General features: G+C 63.0%; 13 protein-coding genes and 2 tRNA genes. 2 read left to right on the top strand and 13 right to left on the bottom strand.

Features of this window, described 5'->3' with window-relative positions; translation table 11 throughout:
• Positions 1-53: 53 nt before the first annotated feature.
• Positions 54-953, bottom strand: coding sequence for a class E sortase (locus B7R24_RS00740; RefSeq protein WP_253259182.1), 900 nt, complete (start codon positions 951-953; stop codon positions 54-56).
• Positions 954-1,057: 104 nt separating this feature from the next.
• On the opposite strand from B7R24_RS00740, the gene B7R24_RS00735 reads away from it, so the two are divergent.
• Positions 1,058-1,297: a cell division protein CrgA gene (locus B7R24_RS00735; RefSeq protein ID WP_116417068.1), complete on the top strand. Its 240-nt coding sequence runs from the start codon at positions 1,058-1,060 to the stop codon at positions 1,295-1,297.
• A gap of 158 nt (positions 1,298-1,455) precedes the next feature.
• On the opposite strand, the gene B7R24_RS00730 is transcribed toward B7R24_RS00735, so the two are convergent.
• Positions 1,456-2,340 carry a rhomboid family intramembrane serine protease gene (locus B7R24_RS00730; protein WP_116417067.1) on the bottom strand — a complete coding sequence of 295 codons (885 nt, stop codon included), beginning with the start codon at positions 2,338-2,340 and terminating at the stop codon, positions 1,456-1,458.
• Between the two features lie 44 nt (positions 2,341-2,384).
• The gene (locus B7R24_RS00725; protein ID WP_116417066.1) at positions 2,385-2,924 is read right to left on the bottom strand and encodes a peptidylprolyl isomerase; all 540 of its coding nucleotides are present in this window, start codon (positions 2,922-2,924) and stop codon (positions 2,385-2,387) included.
• 142 nt (positions 2,925-3,066) lie between these two features.
• Here B7R24_RS00725 and B7R24_RS00720 point away from each other — a divergent pair, with 142 nt between their 5' ends.
• Positions 3,067-3,597, top strand: coding sequence for a hypothetical protein (locus tag B7R24_RS00720; RefSeq protein ID WP_147303926.1), 531 nt, complete (start codon positions 3,067-3,069; stop codon positions 3,595-3,597).
• A gap of 264 nt (positions 3,598-3,861) precedes the next feature.
• On the opposite strand, the gene B7R24_RS00715 is transcribed toward B7R24_RS00720, so the two are convergent.
• The 10 genes from B7R24_RS00715 to dnaA form a co-directional block, all read right to left on the bottom strand.
• Positions 3,862-3,934, bottom strand: a tRNA-Ala gene (locus B7R24_RS00715).
• A gap of 11 nt (positions 3,935-3,945) precedes the next feature.
• A tRNA-Ile gene (locus B7R24_RS00710) sits at positions 3,946-4,022 on the bottom strand.
• A gap of 52 nt (positions 4,023-4,074) precedes the next feature.
• Positions 4,075-4,485 carry a DUF3566 domain-containing protein gene (locus B7R24_RS00705; protein WP_116417064.1) on the bottom strand — a complete coding sequence of 137 codons (411 nt, stop codon included), beginning with the start codon at positions 4,483-4,485 and terminating at the stop codon, positions 4,075-4,077.
• Entirely contained in the window at positions 4,482-7,061 is a 2,580-nt protein-coding gene (gene gyrA / locus B7R24_RS00700) for a DNA gyrase subunit A (RefSeq protein ID WP_116417063.1), read from the bottom strand. The genes B7R24_RS00705 and gyrA overlap by 4 nt, the downstream gene beginning before the upstream one ends.
• A gap of 9 nt (positions 7,062-7,070) precedes the next feature.
• Positions 7,071-9,032 (bottom strand): DNA topoisomerase (ATP-hydrolyzing) subunit B, encoded by a 1,962-nt coding sequence (gene gyrB / locus B7R24_RS00695; RefSeq protein WP_116417062.1) that lies wholly within the window; start codon positions 9,030-9,032, stop codon positions 7,071-7,073.
• A gap of 121 nt (positions 9,033-9,153) precedes the next feature.
• Positions 9,154-9,480, bottom strand: a complete 327-nt coding sequence (locus B7R24_RS17900; RefSeq protein ID WP_253259181.1) for a DUF721 domain-containing protein — start codon at positions 9,478-9,480, stop codon at positions 9,154-9,156.
• Between the two features lie 184 nt (positions 9,481-9,664).
• Positions 9,665-10,852, bottom strand: a complete 1,188-nt coding sequence (recF, locus tag B7R24_RS00685; protein ID WP_116417060.1) for a DNA replication/repair protein RecF — start codon at positions 10,850-10,852, stop codon at positions 9,665-9,667.
• Between the two features lie 58 nt (positions 10,853-10,910).
• Positions 10,911-11,798, bottom strand: coding sequence for a phosphogluconate dehydrogenase (NAD(+)-dependent, decarboxylating) (gene gnd, locus B7R24_RS00680; RefSeq protein ID WP_116417059.1), 888 nt, complete (start codon positions 11,796-11,798; stop codon positions 10,911-10,913).
• Positions 11,799-11,807: 9 nt separating this feature from the next.
• The gene (gene dnaN, locus B7R24_RS00675; RefSeq protein WP_116417058.1) at positions 11,808-12,953 is read right to left on the bottom strand and encodes a DNA polymerase III subunit beta; all 1,146 of its coding nucleotides are present in this window, start codon (positions 12,951-12,953) and stop codon (positions 11,808-11,810) included.
• A gap of 384 nt (positions 12,954-13,337) precedes the next feature.
• Complete coding sequence (gene dnaA, locus B7R24_RS00670; RefSeq protein WP_116417057.1) at positions 13,338-14,768, bottom strand: chromosomal replication initiator protein DnaA; 1,431 nt, start codon at positions 14,766-14,768, stop codon at positions 13,338-13,340.
• Positions 14,769-15,062 lie beyond the last annotated feature (294 nt).

Below are 15,062 nucleotides of genomic sequence, written 5' to 3'. Positions count from 1 at the left end.
ACGCGCAGCCACACCGGCCCGGGCAGGCCACGCCAGAGAGCACCGTACACGCGCTAGGCCCCCTTTCCGGTGAGGCCTGCGATCTCTGCGGGCGCACCCGCACTCCGCGGGGTGAACGACTCGAGTACCCCGTAGGCGATGATGCGCTCGGAGGCGATGTACAGAGGGTTGCAGCTGGTCAGGGTGATCAGCCGATCGGTGGGCGCAGCATCCGGTACCTGCGGAACGGCGCTCAACACATCGACACCCTCGGGGGTGACGTACTCGGTATCGCGGTAACGGTAGGTGTACCAGCCGTCTTGTGTCTCGACGTAGATGGGGTCGCCGATCTGCAGCTCGTTGATCTTGATGAAAGGACTGCCCCACCCGTCGCGGTGTGCGGCGATGGCGAAGTTGCCCATGTCACCCGGCATCTGGCTTGTCTCGTAGTGCCCGGCGCCACCGGCGTTCAGCACCGCCTTCGCGTCGACGCCCTCGGCAACGGTGCGCTTGTAGTCTGCACCGAACCGCGGCACGTAGAGCACAGCGAACTGTTTCGTCTCTGCCGGTGCAGCCATGACCACCGGGGACGCTCCGGATGCGTCGACCGTACCCGCAGGCGGAGCACCCGTCGACGGGGCCCCCTTTGTCGAGCCATCGGGCGCGACCGGTCCGACGGGCGAGGCGTTCCACTGCTGGGAGAGCCCCGAAGCGTCGCTGTTTTGCGCGCTGTTCAGCGCGATGCCCTGGATCCACAGCTGCCAACCCAGGAAGAGGAACACCAGAACCCCCGCCGTGATGAGGAGTTCGCCAGCCACCCCGATGACCCCCCGCACCACGGAGCGTGGCCGCGGCCCCGGTGCCACGCGGGACCGCCGCCCGTGCTGCCGGGGCCGCTTGTCGGAGGCGGGCCCGCCCCTGGCCGCGGGCACCTCGTCGGGCTCATCGGGGGAAAGTGAGAATATGTCTGTCACGCCGGTCATCTTAGAAGAAGTGGTTTGCGAAAAGCTGAGTTACTCACAGCGTATCAAGGCGGCCATACTGCAACCCGCCAGTATTCCCAGCTAAGATCGTCGGCATGGCCCGCGAAAAGACCCGTTCCCAGCAAGCCGTTCAGCGAACGAGCGATGAGTCCGCTCCGAACCCGGTGTGGTTCAAGCCTGTCATGTTCGGTTTCATGCTCATCGGTCTCATCTGGATCATCGTCTTCTACGTCAGCCAGGGCGTCCTCCCGATTCCCGACCTGGGCAGCTGGAACATCCTCATCGGCTTCGGTATCGCCTTCATCGGCTTTCTCATGACGACCCGTTGGCGTTAACCTCACATCGAAGACGGCACGCCCTTAGAACGACCGACAATTACACTACTGTAATTATCCCCAATGTGCATAAGCCTGTGGATAACTCAGCAGCTCGCTGGCGGCGGCTCGCTGGCACAGTGCGACTGGCACAGTGCGACTGACGTTGTGCGGCCGACTCAGACCAGTGAACGAACGACCGTGGCGACGATGATCACCGCGAAGACTGCCGCCGTCAGCAGTGCCTGGATCCACTGCTGCTGCTTTTTGCGCGTTTCAATGTAGATGACGCCGACCAGCGCTCCGACGAGGAGGCCACCGACGTGCGCCTGCCACGAGATGCCCGGAACGAAGAACCCGATCGCGAGGTTCAACACAACGAGAACGACGAGCTGCGACGTATTGCCGCCCAGCCGCCTGGCAATGATGAAGTACGCGGCCATCAGGCCGAAGATCGCGCCAGACGCTCCGATGACAGCCTGGCCCGGGTCGTTGAGCAGGTCGACGGCGAAGGCCCCGCCGATGGCCGCGAGCACGTACAGCGCGAGAAACCGCCACCGGCCGATCATCGGCTCGAGAATGCGCCCGAAGATGTACAGCGAGTACATGTTGAAGAGAATGTGCAGGATGGTGAACGGCGAGCTGATGGAGAAGGGGGTGTGCACGAGCGCATACGTGAGCATGCGCCACGGCTCGAGGCCGACCGCGTAACCAGCGTCGGGCTGCACATACGCTCCGGCGAACTGCAGTGCGTCGGTGATGCCCAACAGAGGAACAAGCTGGAGCACGAAGACGAACACCGTCACGGCCATGATGCCGTAGGTCACGACGGGTGCTCCGGATGACCGGGTCAGCGATCGCGCCGCCCGAACGTACGCCGGGCGGCGGTTCGACGGGTGGGAGCGGCTCGCCTCGCGGGCACAGTCGACGCAGTGCACGCCGACCGCCGCCTGGACGGAGCACTCGGGGCACACCGTCTTGCCGCAGCGCTGGCACAGGATGTAGCTCTGCCGGTCGGGATGGCGGTAGCAGTGGCCGGCCGAGGGCACCGGAACGGAGGTCATGGTGCTCGAACCTCCGTCAGCGGCAGCTGTGTCTCGATTCGCACTTAGGCGTCGGCGACCTCGACGCTCTCGATCACGATGGCGTCGAGGGGGCGGTCGTACGAGTCTGTGGCGACAGCAGCGAGTTTGTCGACGATGCGCCGGGAAGAGTCGTCGGCCACCTCACCGAAGATGGTGTGCTTGCCCTGCAACCACGTGGTCGGGCCGACGGTGATGAAGAACTGTGAACCGTTCGTGCCCTGGCCGCCCTGGATGCCGGCGTTGGCCATCGCGAGAATGTACGGCTCGGCGAAGTTCAGCTCGGGGTTGATCTCATCGTTGAATCGAAAGCCGGGACCACCGGTTCCGTTGCCGAGGGGGTCTCCGCCCTGGATCATGAACCCCGGAATGATGCGGTGGAAGACGCTGCCGTCGTAGAGCTTGGCGCTGGTGGCGGCACCCGTCTTCGGGTCGGTCCACTCGCGCTCGCCCGTGGCGAGACCGACGAAGTTCTTGACGGTCTGCGGCGCGTGGTTGCCGAAGAGGTTGACAGAGATGTCGCCGAGGTTGGTGTGCAGGGTCGCGACGTGGGTGTGCTTGGCCATGCCTCAATTCTCACACATGGGCCGCAGCACACAGTCAAGGGTCAGCGTAAAGAAGGAGGATAGTCAGGTCTCGATGTTCGGCGGTTCGGATTTGCGTGGCAAGATTGGGTTCGACCGCGTTCTCAGCCGATGGAGGTTTCTGATGAGTTCCACCCGTAAACGCCAGAAGGCGCTCAAGAACTTGCGTTCAAGTGCCGACAGACTCTGGAATGACCAGCAGGAAATTCTCGACCGCGCCAACCACGTCGCGCGCGAGGCGTCTCTTCAACTCGGTGAGTACACCAAGGAGGAGGTCGTGCCGCGCGTACGCATCGCGACGAAGAACGCCTCCGACACGGTGGCAAAGGTCTCGGCCCGCAACCTGGCGAACGTGAAGGTCGCCGGCGAGCAGGCCAAGTCGAAGTTCAACTCCGATGTCCTTCCCGCCATCGGTGGCGGACTCGCCTCTGCTGCCGGCGCGGTGGGTCTCAGCGACAACAAGACGGTGAAGACCGCGATCTCCAAAGTGAGCCCGAAGGCCGCCAAGAAGCAGTCGCACGTCGGCACCTACGTGGCCTTCGCCACCGCAGCGGCCGCACTCGTCGGAATCGGTTACGCCGTCTGGCAGACCTTCCGCGCCGACGACGAGCTCTGGATCAGCGAAGACGAGATCGACACCGCCCCCACTGTCTAGACCACACCGATAAAGGCCCGGCACCTCGCGGTGACCGGGCCTTTTCCGTCCCCACGGACAGAGCTTGAACAACAATCACCGGCACGCCAAAACCATCGCCACCACTCACCAGAGGCGGTGGCCGCGAAGCGCAGGGCGTGGAGCCCGCGCGCGGCGCGCCCTGCGCGCTGCGCCGGGCAAGGACCGGCGCAGCCAGAAAATTAACACCAAGCGACGCTCGAACGAAAAATGACCGGCCCACCGGCCGGTCATTTTTTGATCGAGTGGAGCCTAGGAGAATCGAACTCCTGACCTCCTGCTTGCAAAGCAGGCGCTCTACCAATTGAGCTAAGGCCCCGTGGAGGGATGTGGTGGGGGTACCGGGATTTGAACCTGGGACCTCTTCATTATCAGTGAAGCGCTCTAACCAACTGAGCTATACCCCCGTTTGGGCGGTTGCAGACTCGTGGAATGCAACTTTTCTATCTTACCCACAACCTACTTGTTCGTGAAACCGAGCATCACTCCACCTGTGATCTTCACGGTGAGGTTGTACAGAACGGCCGCGATGGCGCCGAGCGCCGTGATCACGATCACGTCGAGGATCGCCACGATGATCGCGAAGCCCATCACCTGGCCGAGCGATGCGAAGGAGTTGATGTCGAAGTTGCTGCCCGTACCCGCGATCTCGGTGAGCACTTTGTTGACCGAGTCGAAGACCCCGGTCTGGTTGAGCAGCGACCAGATCAGGAAGGCGGCCACCACCGTGATGATGCCGAGGATGATCGACCACAGGAACGAGAGCTTCAGAATCGACCAGAAGTCGATGTACACCAGGCGCAGGCGTACCTGCTTCGTCTGGGCGGGCCGGGACGACTTCTTGGCGAGTTTCTCCGCTACGTTGCTCACAGGTCTTCGCTTTCCTCTCCAGCATCTGTGGAAGCTGTGTCGGGATCTGCCTCGGCGGTCTCCGCCTCGACAATCTCCTCCACCACGGTGCGTTCGGTGTTCTTGGCCAGTGCGATGATTCGGTCGTCTTCAGCAAATCGCGCGAAGACGACACCCATGGTGTCTCGGCCTTTGACCGGGACTTCGGCCACGGAGGAGCGTACCACCTTGCCACTGGCAAGAACCACCAGGACCTCGTCCTCCTCTTCGACGATCAGCGACCCGGCGAGGTCACCACGGGCATCCTGCAGCTTGGCCACCTTGATGCCGAGACCGCCCCGACCCTGCAGCCGGTACTGGTCGACAGAGGTGCGCTTGGCGAAACCACCCTCGGTGACGACGAACACGAAGCCGTTGTCGGAGACCATTGAGGCGTCGAGCAGGTAGTCGTCGTCTCTGAACTTCATTCCGATGACGCCCGCGGTCGAACGACCCATCGGGCGAAGTGCCTCGTTCGAGGCGGTGAACCGGATGCTCATACCCTTCTTCGAGACGAGCAGAACGTCGCTCGTCTCTTCGACGAGCAGTGCGGAGACCAGCTCGTCGCCCTCCCGGAGGTTGATCGCGATGATTCCACCGGAGCGGTTGGTGTCGTACTCGCTGAGCGCGGTCTTCTTGAGCAGGCCCTCGCGCGTGGCGAGCACCAGATAGGTCGCAGCTCTGTAGTCGCGAATGTCGAGGATCTGGGCGATCTGCTCGCCGGGTGCCAGCGCCAGCAGGTTGGCGACATGCTGGCCCTTCGCATCGCGACCGGCCTCCTGCAACTCGTAGGCCTTCGCCCGGTACACGCGGCCCGTGTTCGTGAAGAACAGCAGCCAGTGGTGGGTGGTCGTCACGAAGAAGTGCTCGACGACGTCGTCCGCGCGCAGCTGCGCACCCTTGACGCCTTTGCCGCCGCGGTGCTGGCTGCGGTAGTTGTCACTGCGGGTTCGCTTGATGTAGCCGCCGCGCGTCACCGTGACCACCATCTCCTCTTCAGGGATGAGGTCTTCCATGTTCATGTCGCCGTCGAAGCCGAACATGATCTCGGTGCGCCGGTCGTCGCCGAATTTCGCCGCGATCTCGGTGACCTCGTCGATGATGATCTCGCGCTGCCGCTCGGGGCTGCCCAGAATGACGTGGAAGCCGTCGATCTCGACCTGCAGTTCGGCCGCCTCGTCGACGATCTTCTGTCGTTCGAGAGCCGCGAGGCGCCGCAGCTGCATCGTGAGGATGGCATCCGCCTGGATCTCGTCGACCTCGAGCAGGTTCATCAGGCCCGTGCGGGCGTCGTCGACAGTGGACGAGGCGCGGATGAGCGCGATCACGTCGTCGAGAGCATCCAGGGCCTTCAGATACCCGCGCAGGATGTGCATGCGGTCCTCGGCACGGCGCAACCGGAACTGGGTGCGCCGAACGATGACATCGATCTGGTGGGCGACCCACTCGGTGATGAACCCGTCGACGGGCAGCGTGCGCGGGATACCGTCGACGATCGCCAGCATGTTGGCGCCGAAGTTCTCCTGCAGGGAGGTGTGCTTGTAGAGGTTGTTCAGCACGACCTTGGCAACAGCGTCACGCTTCAACACGATGACGAGGCGCTGGCCAGTACGGCCCGACGTCTCGTCGCGGATGTCGGCGATGCCACCGATCTTGCCGTCTTTGACCAGCTCGGCGATCTTGATCGCGAGGTTGTCGGGGTTCACCTGGTACGGCAGTTCGGTCACGACGAGGCAGGTGCGGCCCTGCAGCTCCTCGACGTTGACCACGGCGCGCATCGTGATCGATCCCCGGCCGGTGCGGTAGGCGTCGTGGATGCCCTTCACCCCGAGGATCTGGGCGCCGGTTGGAAAGTCGGGCCCCTTGATCAGCCCGATCAGGGCGTCCTGCAGTTCTTCCCGCGTGGCATCCGGGTGCTCGAGGCACCAGACCGCGCCCGAGACGACCTCGCGCAGGTTGTGGGGCGGGATGTTCGTGGCCATACCGACCGCGATGCCCACGGAACCGTTGACGAGGAGGTTCGGGAACCGGCTCGGCAGAACCACGGGTTCGAGGGTGCGGCCGTCGTAGTTGTCCTGAAAGTCGACGGTCTCCTCTTGGATGTCGCGCACCATCTCGAGCGCGAGGGGAGCCATCTTCGTCTCGGTGTACCGGGGAGCCGCGGCGCCGTCGTTGCCGGCCGAACCGAAGTTGCCCTGGCCGAGGGCGAGGGGGTACCGCAGACTCCAGGGCTGGATCAGACGCACCAGCGCGTCATAGATGGAGGTGTCGCCGTGCGGATGGAACTGGCCCATGACCTCTCCGACGACACGGGCCGACTTGGAGAAGGCCCGGTCAGGACGGTAGCCGCCGTCGTACATGGCATAGATGACACGGCGGTGAACCGGCTTGAGCCCGTCGCGCACATCGGGCAGCGCACGACCGACGATCACGCTCATCGCGTAGTCGAGGTAGGAGCGCTGCATCTCGAGCTGGAGATCGACCTGCTCGATGCGGTCGGTCGTCATGCCGCGTGAATCGGGAGCGATGGAGTCGTCGGGAGGTGTTTCGTCAGTCATGATTCTTTTCTAGATGTCGAGAAAACGGACGTCTTTGGCATTCTTCTGGATGAAGTTACGCCGGGATTCGACATCTTCACCCATCAGCGTCGAGAAGATCTGGTCGGCCGCGGCAGCATCGTCGAGGGTGATCTGGCGAAGGGTGCGTGTCGCCGGGTCCATCGTCGTGTCCCACAGCTCGCGGTAGTCCATCTCGCCGAGACCCTTGTAGCGCTGGATGGCATTCTCCTTCGGAATGCGCTTGCCGGTGGCGGCGCCGTGCTCGAGCAGGGCATCTCGCTCGGCGTCGGAGTACACGTACTCGTGCGGCGCATTCGACCACTTGAGCCGGTAGAGCGGGGGCATGGCGAGGTACACATAACCGAGTTCGATGAGCGGCCGCATATAGCGGAACACCAGGGTGAGCAGCAGCGTCGTGATGTGCTGGCCATCCACGTCGGCATCGGCCATGAGCACGATCTTGTGGTACCGGGCCTTGTCGGGGTTGAAGTCCTCGCCGATGCCGGCGCCGAACGCCGTGATCATCGCCTGCACCTCATTGTTGCCGAGGGCGCGGTCGAGTCTCGCCTTCTCGACGTTCAGGATCTTGCCGCGGAGGGGCAGGATGGCCTGGGTCTCGGGGTTTCGGCCCTGGATGGCCGAGCCACCGGCCGAGTCACCCTCGACGATGAAGATCTCGCTCTTCACCGGGTCACGGCTCGAGCAGTCCTTCAGTTTGCCGGGCATGCCTCCACCCTCGAGCAGGCCCTTCCGACGGGTCTGCTCGCGCGCCTTGCGGGCTGCCATTCGGGCCTGCGACGCCTGGATGGCCTTGCGGATGATCTCGCGGGCCTCTGTCGGCTTGCGGTCGAACCAGTCCGCGAGTTCTTTGCCGGCCACGCGCTGCACGAACGCCTTCGCCTCGGTGTTGCCGAGCTTGGTCTTGGTCTGGCCTTCGAACTGGGGCTCGGCGAGCTTGACGGAGATGACGGCGGTCAACCCTTCACGAACGTCGTCACCCGTGAGGTTCTCGTCTTTCTCCTTGATGATGCCCTTCTCACGGGCGTAACGATTCACCAGCGAGGTCAGAGCAGCACGGAATCCCTCTTCATGGGTACCGCCCTCGTGCGTGTTGATGGTGTTCGCGTAGGTGTGCACACTCTCGGTGTATCCGTTCGTCCACTGCATCGCGACCTCGAGCGAGATCTTGCGATCGGCGGCCTCGCTCTCGAACGAGATGACCTCCTCGTGGACCAGCTCGTTCTTCTTCGCCCGGTTGAGGTACTCGACGTAATCGACGAGGCCTCTTTCATAGAGGTAGCTGACGACGACATCGTCTTCGCCACGCTCATCGGTGAGCGTGAGACGCAGCCCCTTGTTGAGGAATGCCATCTGCTGGAAACGCGCGCGGAGTGTCTCATAGTCGAACTCGACGGTCTCGAAGGTCTGACGGCTCGGCCAGAACGAGATCGTCGTGCCCGTCTCGGTCGAAGCCTCGCCCTGCTCGAGCGGCGCCTGCGGCACACCGTGCTTGTAGCTCTGGCGGTAGACGTGCCCCTGGCGGCGCACCTCTACGTCGAGCTCGGCAGAGAGCGCGTTCACGACAGAGCTGCCGACCCCGTGCAGCCCGCCCGAGACGGAGTACCCGCCACCACCGAACTTTCCGCCGGCGTGCAGGATGGTCAGGACGACCTCGACCGTCGACTTGTTCTCGTGCTTGTTCAGGTCGACCGGGATTCCGCGGCCGTTGTCGACGACGCGAAGGCCGCCGTCTTTCAGAATCGTGATGAGAATCGTGTCGCAGTAACCCGCGAGCGCCTCGTCGACCGAGTTGTCGACGATCTCGTAGACCAGGTGGTGCAATCCCCTCGGACCGGTCGAGCCGATGTACATGCCGGGCCGTTTGCGAACCGCCTCGAGCCCCTCGAGAATCTGGATGGCATCGGCGCCATATTCCTCTTCGGAGTCGGACTGGTCAAGTGGGGATGTCATAGATATATGGGCTCCAACGAGGGGTGAGAAGACCCTTCATTCTACCAAACCATCGCTCGCCGCCGTCGCTTTGAAGGCGTTCTGGGGCGTTTATTTTTGGTCGGTGACCTGTTTTGCCTTGCTACCCATAGGTATCGCGTGGACCCCGCCCTGGAATTGATCTGGAGCCTCTTTTCCACGATGGGGCGTCCGGGGCCAAAAACCTCACAGACTCGATACCCGCGTCGGGGTACTCCTGGGCGATGCGCGTCATGATCATCGTGCGCATATGTCTCAACTGTGTGGCCCACGCTGTCGAATCGCACTGAACGCTCAGAACAGCGTCGGTGATACCTACCGGATGACTGTGTTCGGCTGTTTCGGCCCCCGCAATCTGCGACCACGCCAACATGAGGTCGGATTTGGCGAGCGAACCCGACCAGCCCAGCTCATTCGTCAGGGAATCCATGACCGAACTGATGCCCCGGGGGTCTCTCCCCGTTCCATACGGAATCGTTTCACCGACCGGTTGCCGACGCTGCCGCAGTCTCGTGCGACTCATCGACTTCGCGTCGCCGAACGCGCGCTTGAAGCGCAGGTAGACAGCCTGGGACTCTGTCTCCGGAACGGCCCCTTCGTCACCCGCAGTCTCGTCAGGCATCGGTCGGTTCCCCAACGATCGTGCCCGCTGCGATGTGCACGGTTCGGGCGGTCAGTTCGACGGGAACATCGCCGAACACCGCAGCCGTGATCAGCACCTGCTCATAGTCGGCCACGGCAGCTGCCAATCGTGTTCGCCGAGCCTTATCGAGCTCGGCGAACACGTCGTCGAGGATGACGACGGGATCCCCCGTCGACGAGTCCGCCCTGAGCAGGTCGGCCGAGGCGATCTTGAGCGCCAACGCGAAAGACCACGATTCACCGTGGCTGGCATACCCCTTGGCAGGCAGCCCGTTCAGTTCGAACACGATGTCGTCGCGGTGCGGCCCGCAGAGAGTGATTCCCCGTTCCAACTCCTGGCGACGCACACCGGCGACAGCTGCCCGGAACTGTGCCTCGACCGACTCACGTCGGAAAGGTGAACCGAGAGAGATCGAGGAGGCTGCGGTCTGGTCGTCCAAGTCGTCGTCCGTTGGTGCCGGTGACAGAATGCTCAGTCTGCTGGTGAGCTTCGGGGAATGGTCTGAACCGGCCACCGCACGGTAGGCCGCTTCGACGTGGGGTCGCAGGAGGGCTACCAGGGCGTCGCGTTCGGTGATGATCTCGGCGCCGAGGGTGATGAGTCGGTCATCCCAGATCTCCAGTGTGGAGAGCTGGTTGCCTTTGACTCCCGAGCTGCGCACCGACTTCAGCAGAGTGTTTCGTTGGCGGAGCACCCGGTCGTAGTCGCTCGCGACCCCGGCCAGCCGCGGACTCCGCGCGAAGAGCAGCTGGTCGATGAACCGTCGACGGCCGGAAGGATCGCCGCGCACCAGGGCGAGGTCTTCGGGTGCGAACAGCACGCTCGAGAAGAACCGGGGAATCTCCCGCACCTTGGTGACCGAGCGATTCACCTGGGCCCGGTTCGCCTCGGACCTGTTGATCTGAACCTCGACGAGAATCTCCCGCCCGGCATGCTCGAGCCGGGCCCGGATGACCGCTGACTGCTGCCCACTGCGGATCAGGGCCTGGTCGCTCGACACCCGGTGCGAACCGAGCGTACTGAGGTAGCCGAGTGCCTCGACGAGATTGGTCTTGCCCTGACCGTTGCTGCCGACGAACAGATTCGGCCCGGCGCTCAACTCGACCTCGGCAACGGGATAGTTGCGAAAGTCGGTGAGGCTGAGGTGACGGACTAACACGGATACCTGGCGGGTTCAGGCCCCGCAGAACGACGGCGAGCGGGTGCCAGAACTCGGGTCAGTCGGCCTTCTTGACGGCGTGGCCACCGAACTGGTTGCGGAGTGCGGCGACGGCCTTCATCGACGGTGAGTCCTCCTGGCGGGAGACGAAGCGAGCGAAGATGGAAGCGCTGATCGTGGGGACGGGCACCGCGTTGGCCAGGGCCTCCTCGATGGTCCACCGGCCTTCGCCGGAATCGTCGACGTAGCCTTCGATGTCTTCGAACTCGGGATCCTGTTCGAGGGCGAGAACCAGCAGCTCGAGCAGCCAGGAGCGAACGACGGTTCCGCGCTGCCAGGCCTTGAAGGTTCCGGTGACATCTTTGATGATGTCCTTCTTGGTGTCGAGAAGTTCGTACCCCTCGGCGTATGCCTGCATCAGCGCATACTCGATGCCGTTGTGCACCATCTTGGCGTAGTGGCCGGCGCCGACCTCACCCGCGTGCACGAACCCTTCTTCGCGCGGACCCTCAGGACGGAGGGCGTCGAAGATGGGCATCGCGCGCGCCACATCTTCGTCACGGCCGCCGACCATCAGGCCGTAACCGTTCTTCAGACCCCAGATACCGCCCGAGACACCAGCATCGACGAAGGTGATGCCCTTCGGAGCGAGAAGCTCGGAGTGCGCGAAGTCTTCGGTGAACCGCGAGTTGCCACCGTCGATGATGAGGTCGCCCTCGTCGAGAACCTCGGAGAGGTCACGGATGACGGAGTCGGTGATCTTGCCGGCCGGCACCATGACCCAAACGATGCGGGGGGCGGGCAGGGCCTTGGCGAGCGCTGCCAGGTCGGCCACGTCGCTCACCGCAGGGTTGCTGTCGTAGCCGACCACGTCGATGTCGGCCGCGCGCAGACGCTCACGCATGTTGTTGCCCATTTTTCCGAGGCCGATGAGTCCGAGGTTCATTTTGTCTCCCTAGCGCAGAAGCAGGTTCGGTTGGAGCAGGTACTTGTAGTCGTCGGAGCCCGGCTGGTCTTTCGACGACTGGCTCGTGATCAGCACGGGACCGGGCTTGTTCGGGTTGTCGGTCTTGGTGAACGAGATGCGCACGTACTCCGACTTCACCGCCCCGAGCCCGTCGAGCAGGAACTGCGGCTTCAGCGACACCACGGTGTCGGTGCCGGTGAGCAGCGCGTCGATCGACTCCGACGCCTGTGCCTGCTCCGATCCGATGGCTTCGAGGGTGACACCGTCGATGGTGAACGTGAAACGCAGCGCTGCCTCGCGCTCGAGAACCAGGGAGACACGCCTCGTCGCCTCGATGAGGTCGGCCGTGTTGATGACGGCGTAGTTGTCGACCGACTCGGGAAAGAGCCTCTTGACCGGTGGGAAGTTTCCCTTGATCAGCAGCGATGTGACCGTCTTGCGGTCGGCCTTGAACGCGATCAGTTCGCGGTCGTCGGTGTTGGTGATGGCCACCGAGATGGTGCCGCTGTTTCCGAAGGTCTTGCCGATCTCCTGCAGCGTCTTGGCCGGAACCAGCGCGGTCGCGGTGTCGATGCTCGACGTGCCTGAGTCCCAGTCGATGTTGCGGACCGCAACGCGGTAGCGGTCCGTTGCCACGAGGGAGAGGCTGTTGTCGGAGATCTCGAGCTGTACGCCGGTGATGACCGGTGTGACATCGTCTCGGGAGGCGGCGACGGCCACCTGGGCGATCGCAGCCGAGAACTCGTCGGATTTGAGCAGGCCGGACTGGTCACCCACGACGGGCAGGCTGGGATATTCCTCGACCGGCATGTTCAGCAGGGTGAACTTGGCAGAGCCGGCGGTGACGATGATGTGGGTGTCTTCGGTGTAGAAGCGCACGGGGGCATTCGGGAGACGGTTCGCGATGTCTGACAGCAGACGGCCGGAGACGAGAACGCGACCGGGCTCCTCGACATCGGCGGTGATCTGCGTCTGGGACGACACCTCGTAGTCGAAGGACGACAGAGTCAGCCCGTCACCGCTCGCTTCGATGAGCACGCCGCTCAGGATCGGCAGGGTGGTTCGTTGCGGCAGCAGCTTGACGGCGAACGATACGGCTTCGCTGAAAACGTCTCTGTTGGCTTGGAACTTCACTCTTCACCTCAGTTTGTCCGTGTCGGTCGGTCAATGTTAGCCCGTGGCGTCGGACTGCATGTGCGCTTCTTCGAAGAGCTGGGCACGACGCAGTTCGGCGCCTGTAGAAGTTATTGGCCGGATTGTTTAATGGATTTCTTGTTAATCTTCTTAACCGACGTGGATATGTGGATAACCCGTTCGGATCACAGCATTCAGCGGGAAACTACAGCCGTGTGACTTGTTGAATGACCGAGTTAACTTCTTGTAATTACCGGGGTGAAGAGCTGTGGCCGTGCACCCCGATCCCACAGGCCTCCACAACCGTTCAACATGTTGACGGCAGTTATGCACAGGGTTGTGCACAACATGTGGAATCAGGAATACCGCCGTGTGAAAAGCGGCTCAGATGCCCTTGTACCGCTGGTTGTGCTTGATGCGGCTGCTGATTTCGGTGACCTGGTTGTAGATCGAACGCTTCTCGGTCATGAGTTTGCCGATCTTGTTGTTCGCGTACATGACGGTGGTGTGGTCGCGACCACCGAAGAGTTGCCCGATCTTGGGCAGCGACAGACTCGTCAGCTCCCGGCACAGGTACATGGCGATCTGGCGGGCCGTGGCTATGGCCTGCGACCGTGACGAGCCGTACAGGTCGTCGACGCTCAGTTTGAAGTACTCGGCGGTGTGGCCGATGATGTCGACCGGCGCGATCACATTGTCGTCGTCGAGCGTGATCAGGTCTTTCAGTACCGTCTGTACCAGGGCGAGGTCGACCGGATTGCGGGTGAGGCTGGCATACGCGGTCACGCGGATGAGGGTGCCCTCCAGTTCCCGCACGTTCGAGGAGACCTTGGAGGCCATGTACTCGAGGATCTCGTCGGGAACCTGGAGGCGCTCGCTCTGCGCCTTCTTGCGAAGGATGGCGATGCGCGTCTCGAGGTCGGGTGTCTGCACATCGGTGATCAGACCCCACTCGAAGCGTGTGCGCATCCGGTCTTCGAAGCCCGTGAGGTGCTTCGGCGGGAGGTCGCTGGTGATGACGACCTGTTTGTTGTGGTCGTGCAGCGTGTTGAAGGTGTGGAAGAAGGCTTCCTGGGTCTCCGCTTTGCCCTGAAGGAACTGGATGTCGTCGATCAGCAGAAGATCGATGTCGCGGTACCTCGAATGAAACGCAGCACCGCGGTTGTTGGCGATCGAGTTGATGAAGTCGTTCGTGAATTCCTCGGAACTCACGTAACGCACTCGCACTCCCGGGTAGAGGCTCATCGCGTAGTGGCCGATGGCGTGCAACAGGTGTGTCTTGCCGAGGCCGGAGTCACCGTAGATGAAGAGCGGGTTGTACGCTTTCGCCGGCGCTTCGGCCACGGCGACGGCGGCGGCGTGCGCGAACCGGTTCGAGCCACCGATGACGAAGTTGTCGAAGCTGTACTTCGGGTTCAGCCGGGTGTCGTTGTTGCGCAGCGGCCCGACGGTCTCCTGTACCGGGGTGGTCTCGACGTATCCGGCCGCGGGGGCGGGAACGATTTCGATGACCTCCGCCTGCTTGAGGTAGTCGTTCCCACCGATATCGGGATTGACCACCACCGCGAAGTTGCTCACCCCGTACGACTCGTCGAGTCTGCCGAGCGCAGACAGCAGGGGGACCCGGATGCGCTGCTCGAGCATCCCGCGGGTCAGATCGTTGGGCACTTCGAGGTAGAACGATCCCGCCATGATGCCCTTGGGAACGACCAGGCCGAGAAAACCGTGCAACTGGGGAGTGATGCGCTCGTCGGTGGAGAGAGTGTCGAGAACAGTGCGCCAGTTGGCTTCCGGTGAACCGGGATCGTCGGCCATGGAACTCCTGTCGGAACGGATGTGTGAGCCCAAGCGGCTGCGGGGAACTGCAGGACGTGCGGATGACCGCGCCCCCCGGGATCGCCGTCACAAACCTAAGGACCTAAGCTAGTGACTGGCGAGACCGAGATCAAGTTGATTGTGTCGGGGTTTGGCGTGTCTTCGACACCCACTGGTAAACGACTGTGGATAATTGGGCGTTTGGGCCGATCCGGTTTGACCATTCCCGCCTCAGGCCGTAGTTTTAATCAGTTGACTTGTGTGCATCGGCACACCTTACGAAGCTTCCCGGCG

Origin of the sequence: Subtercola boreus (assembly GCF_003399645.1) — a bacterium.
In the GTDB taxonomy this organism is placed as follows: Bacteria; Actinomycetota; Actinomycetes; order Actinomycetales; family Microbacteriaceae; genus Subtercola; species Subtercola boreus_A.
The sequence above is the reverse complement of the archived record's forward strand: the minus strand, read 5'-3'. Positions and strand labels throughout refer to the sequence as shown.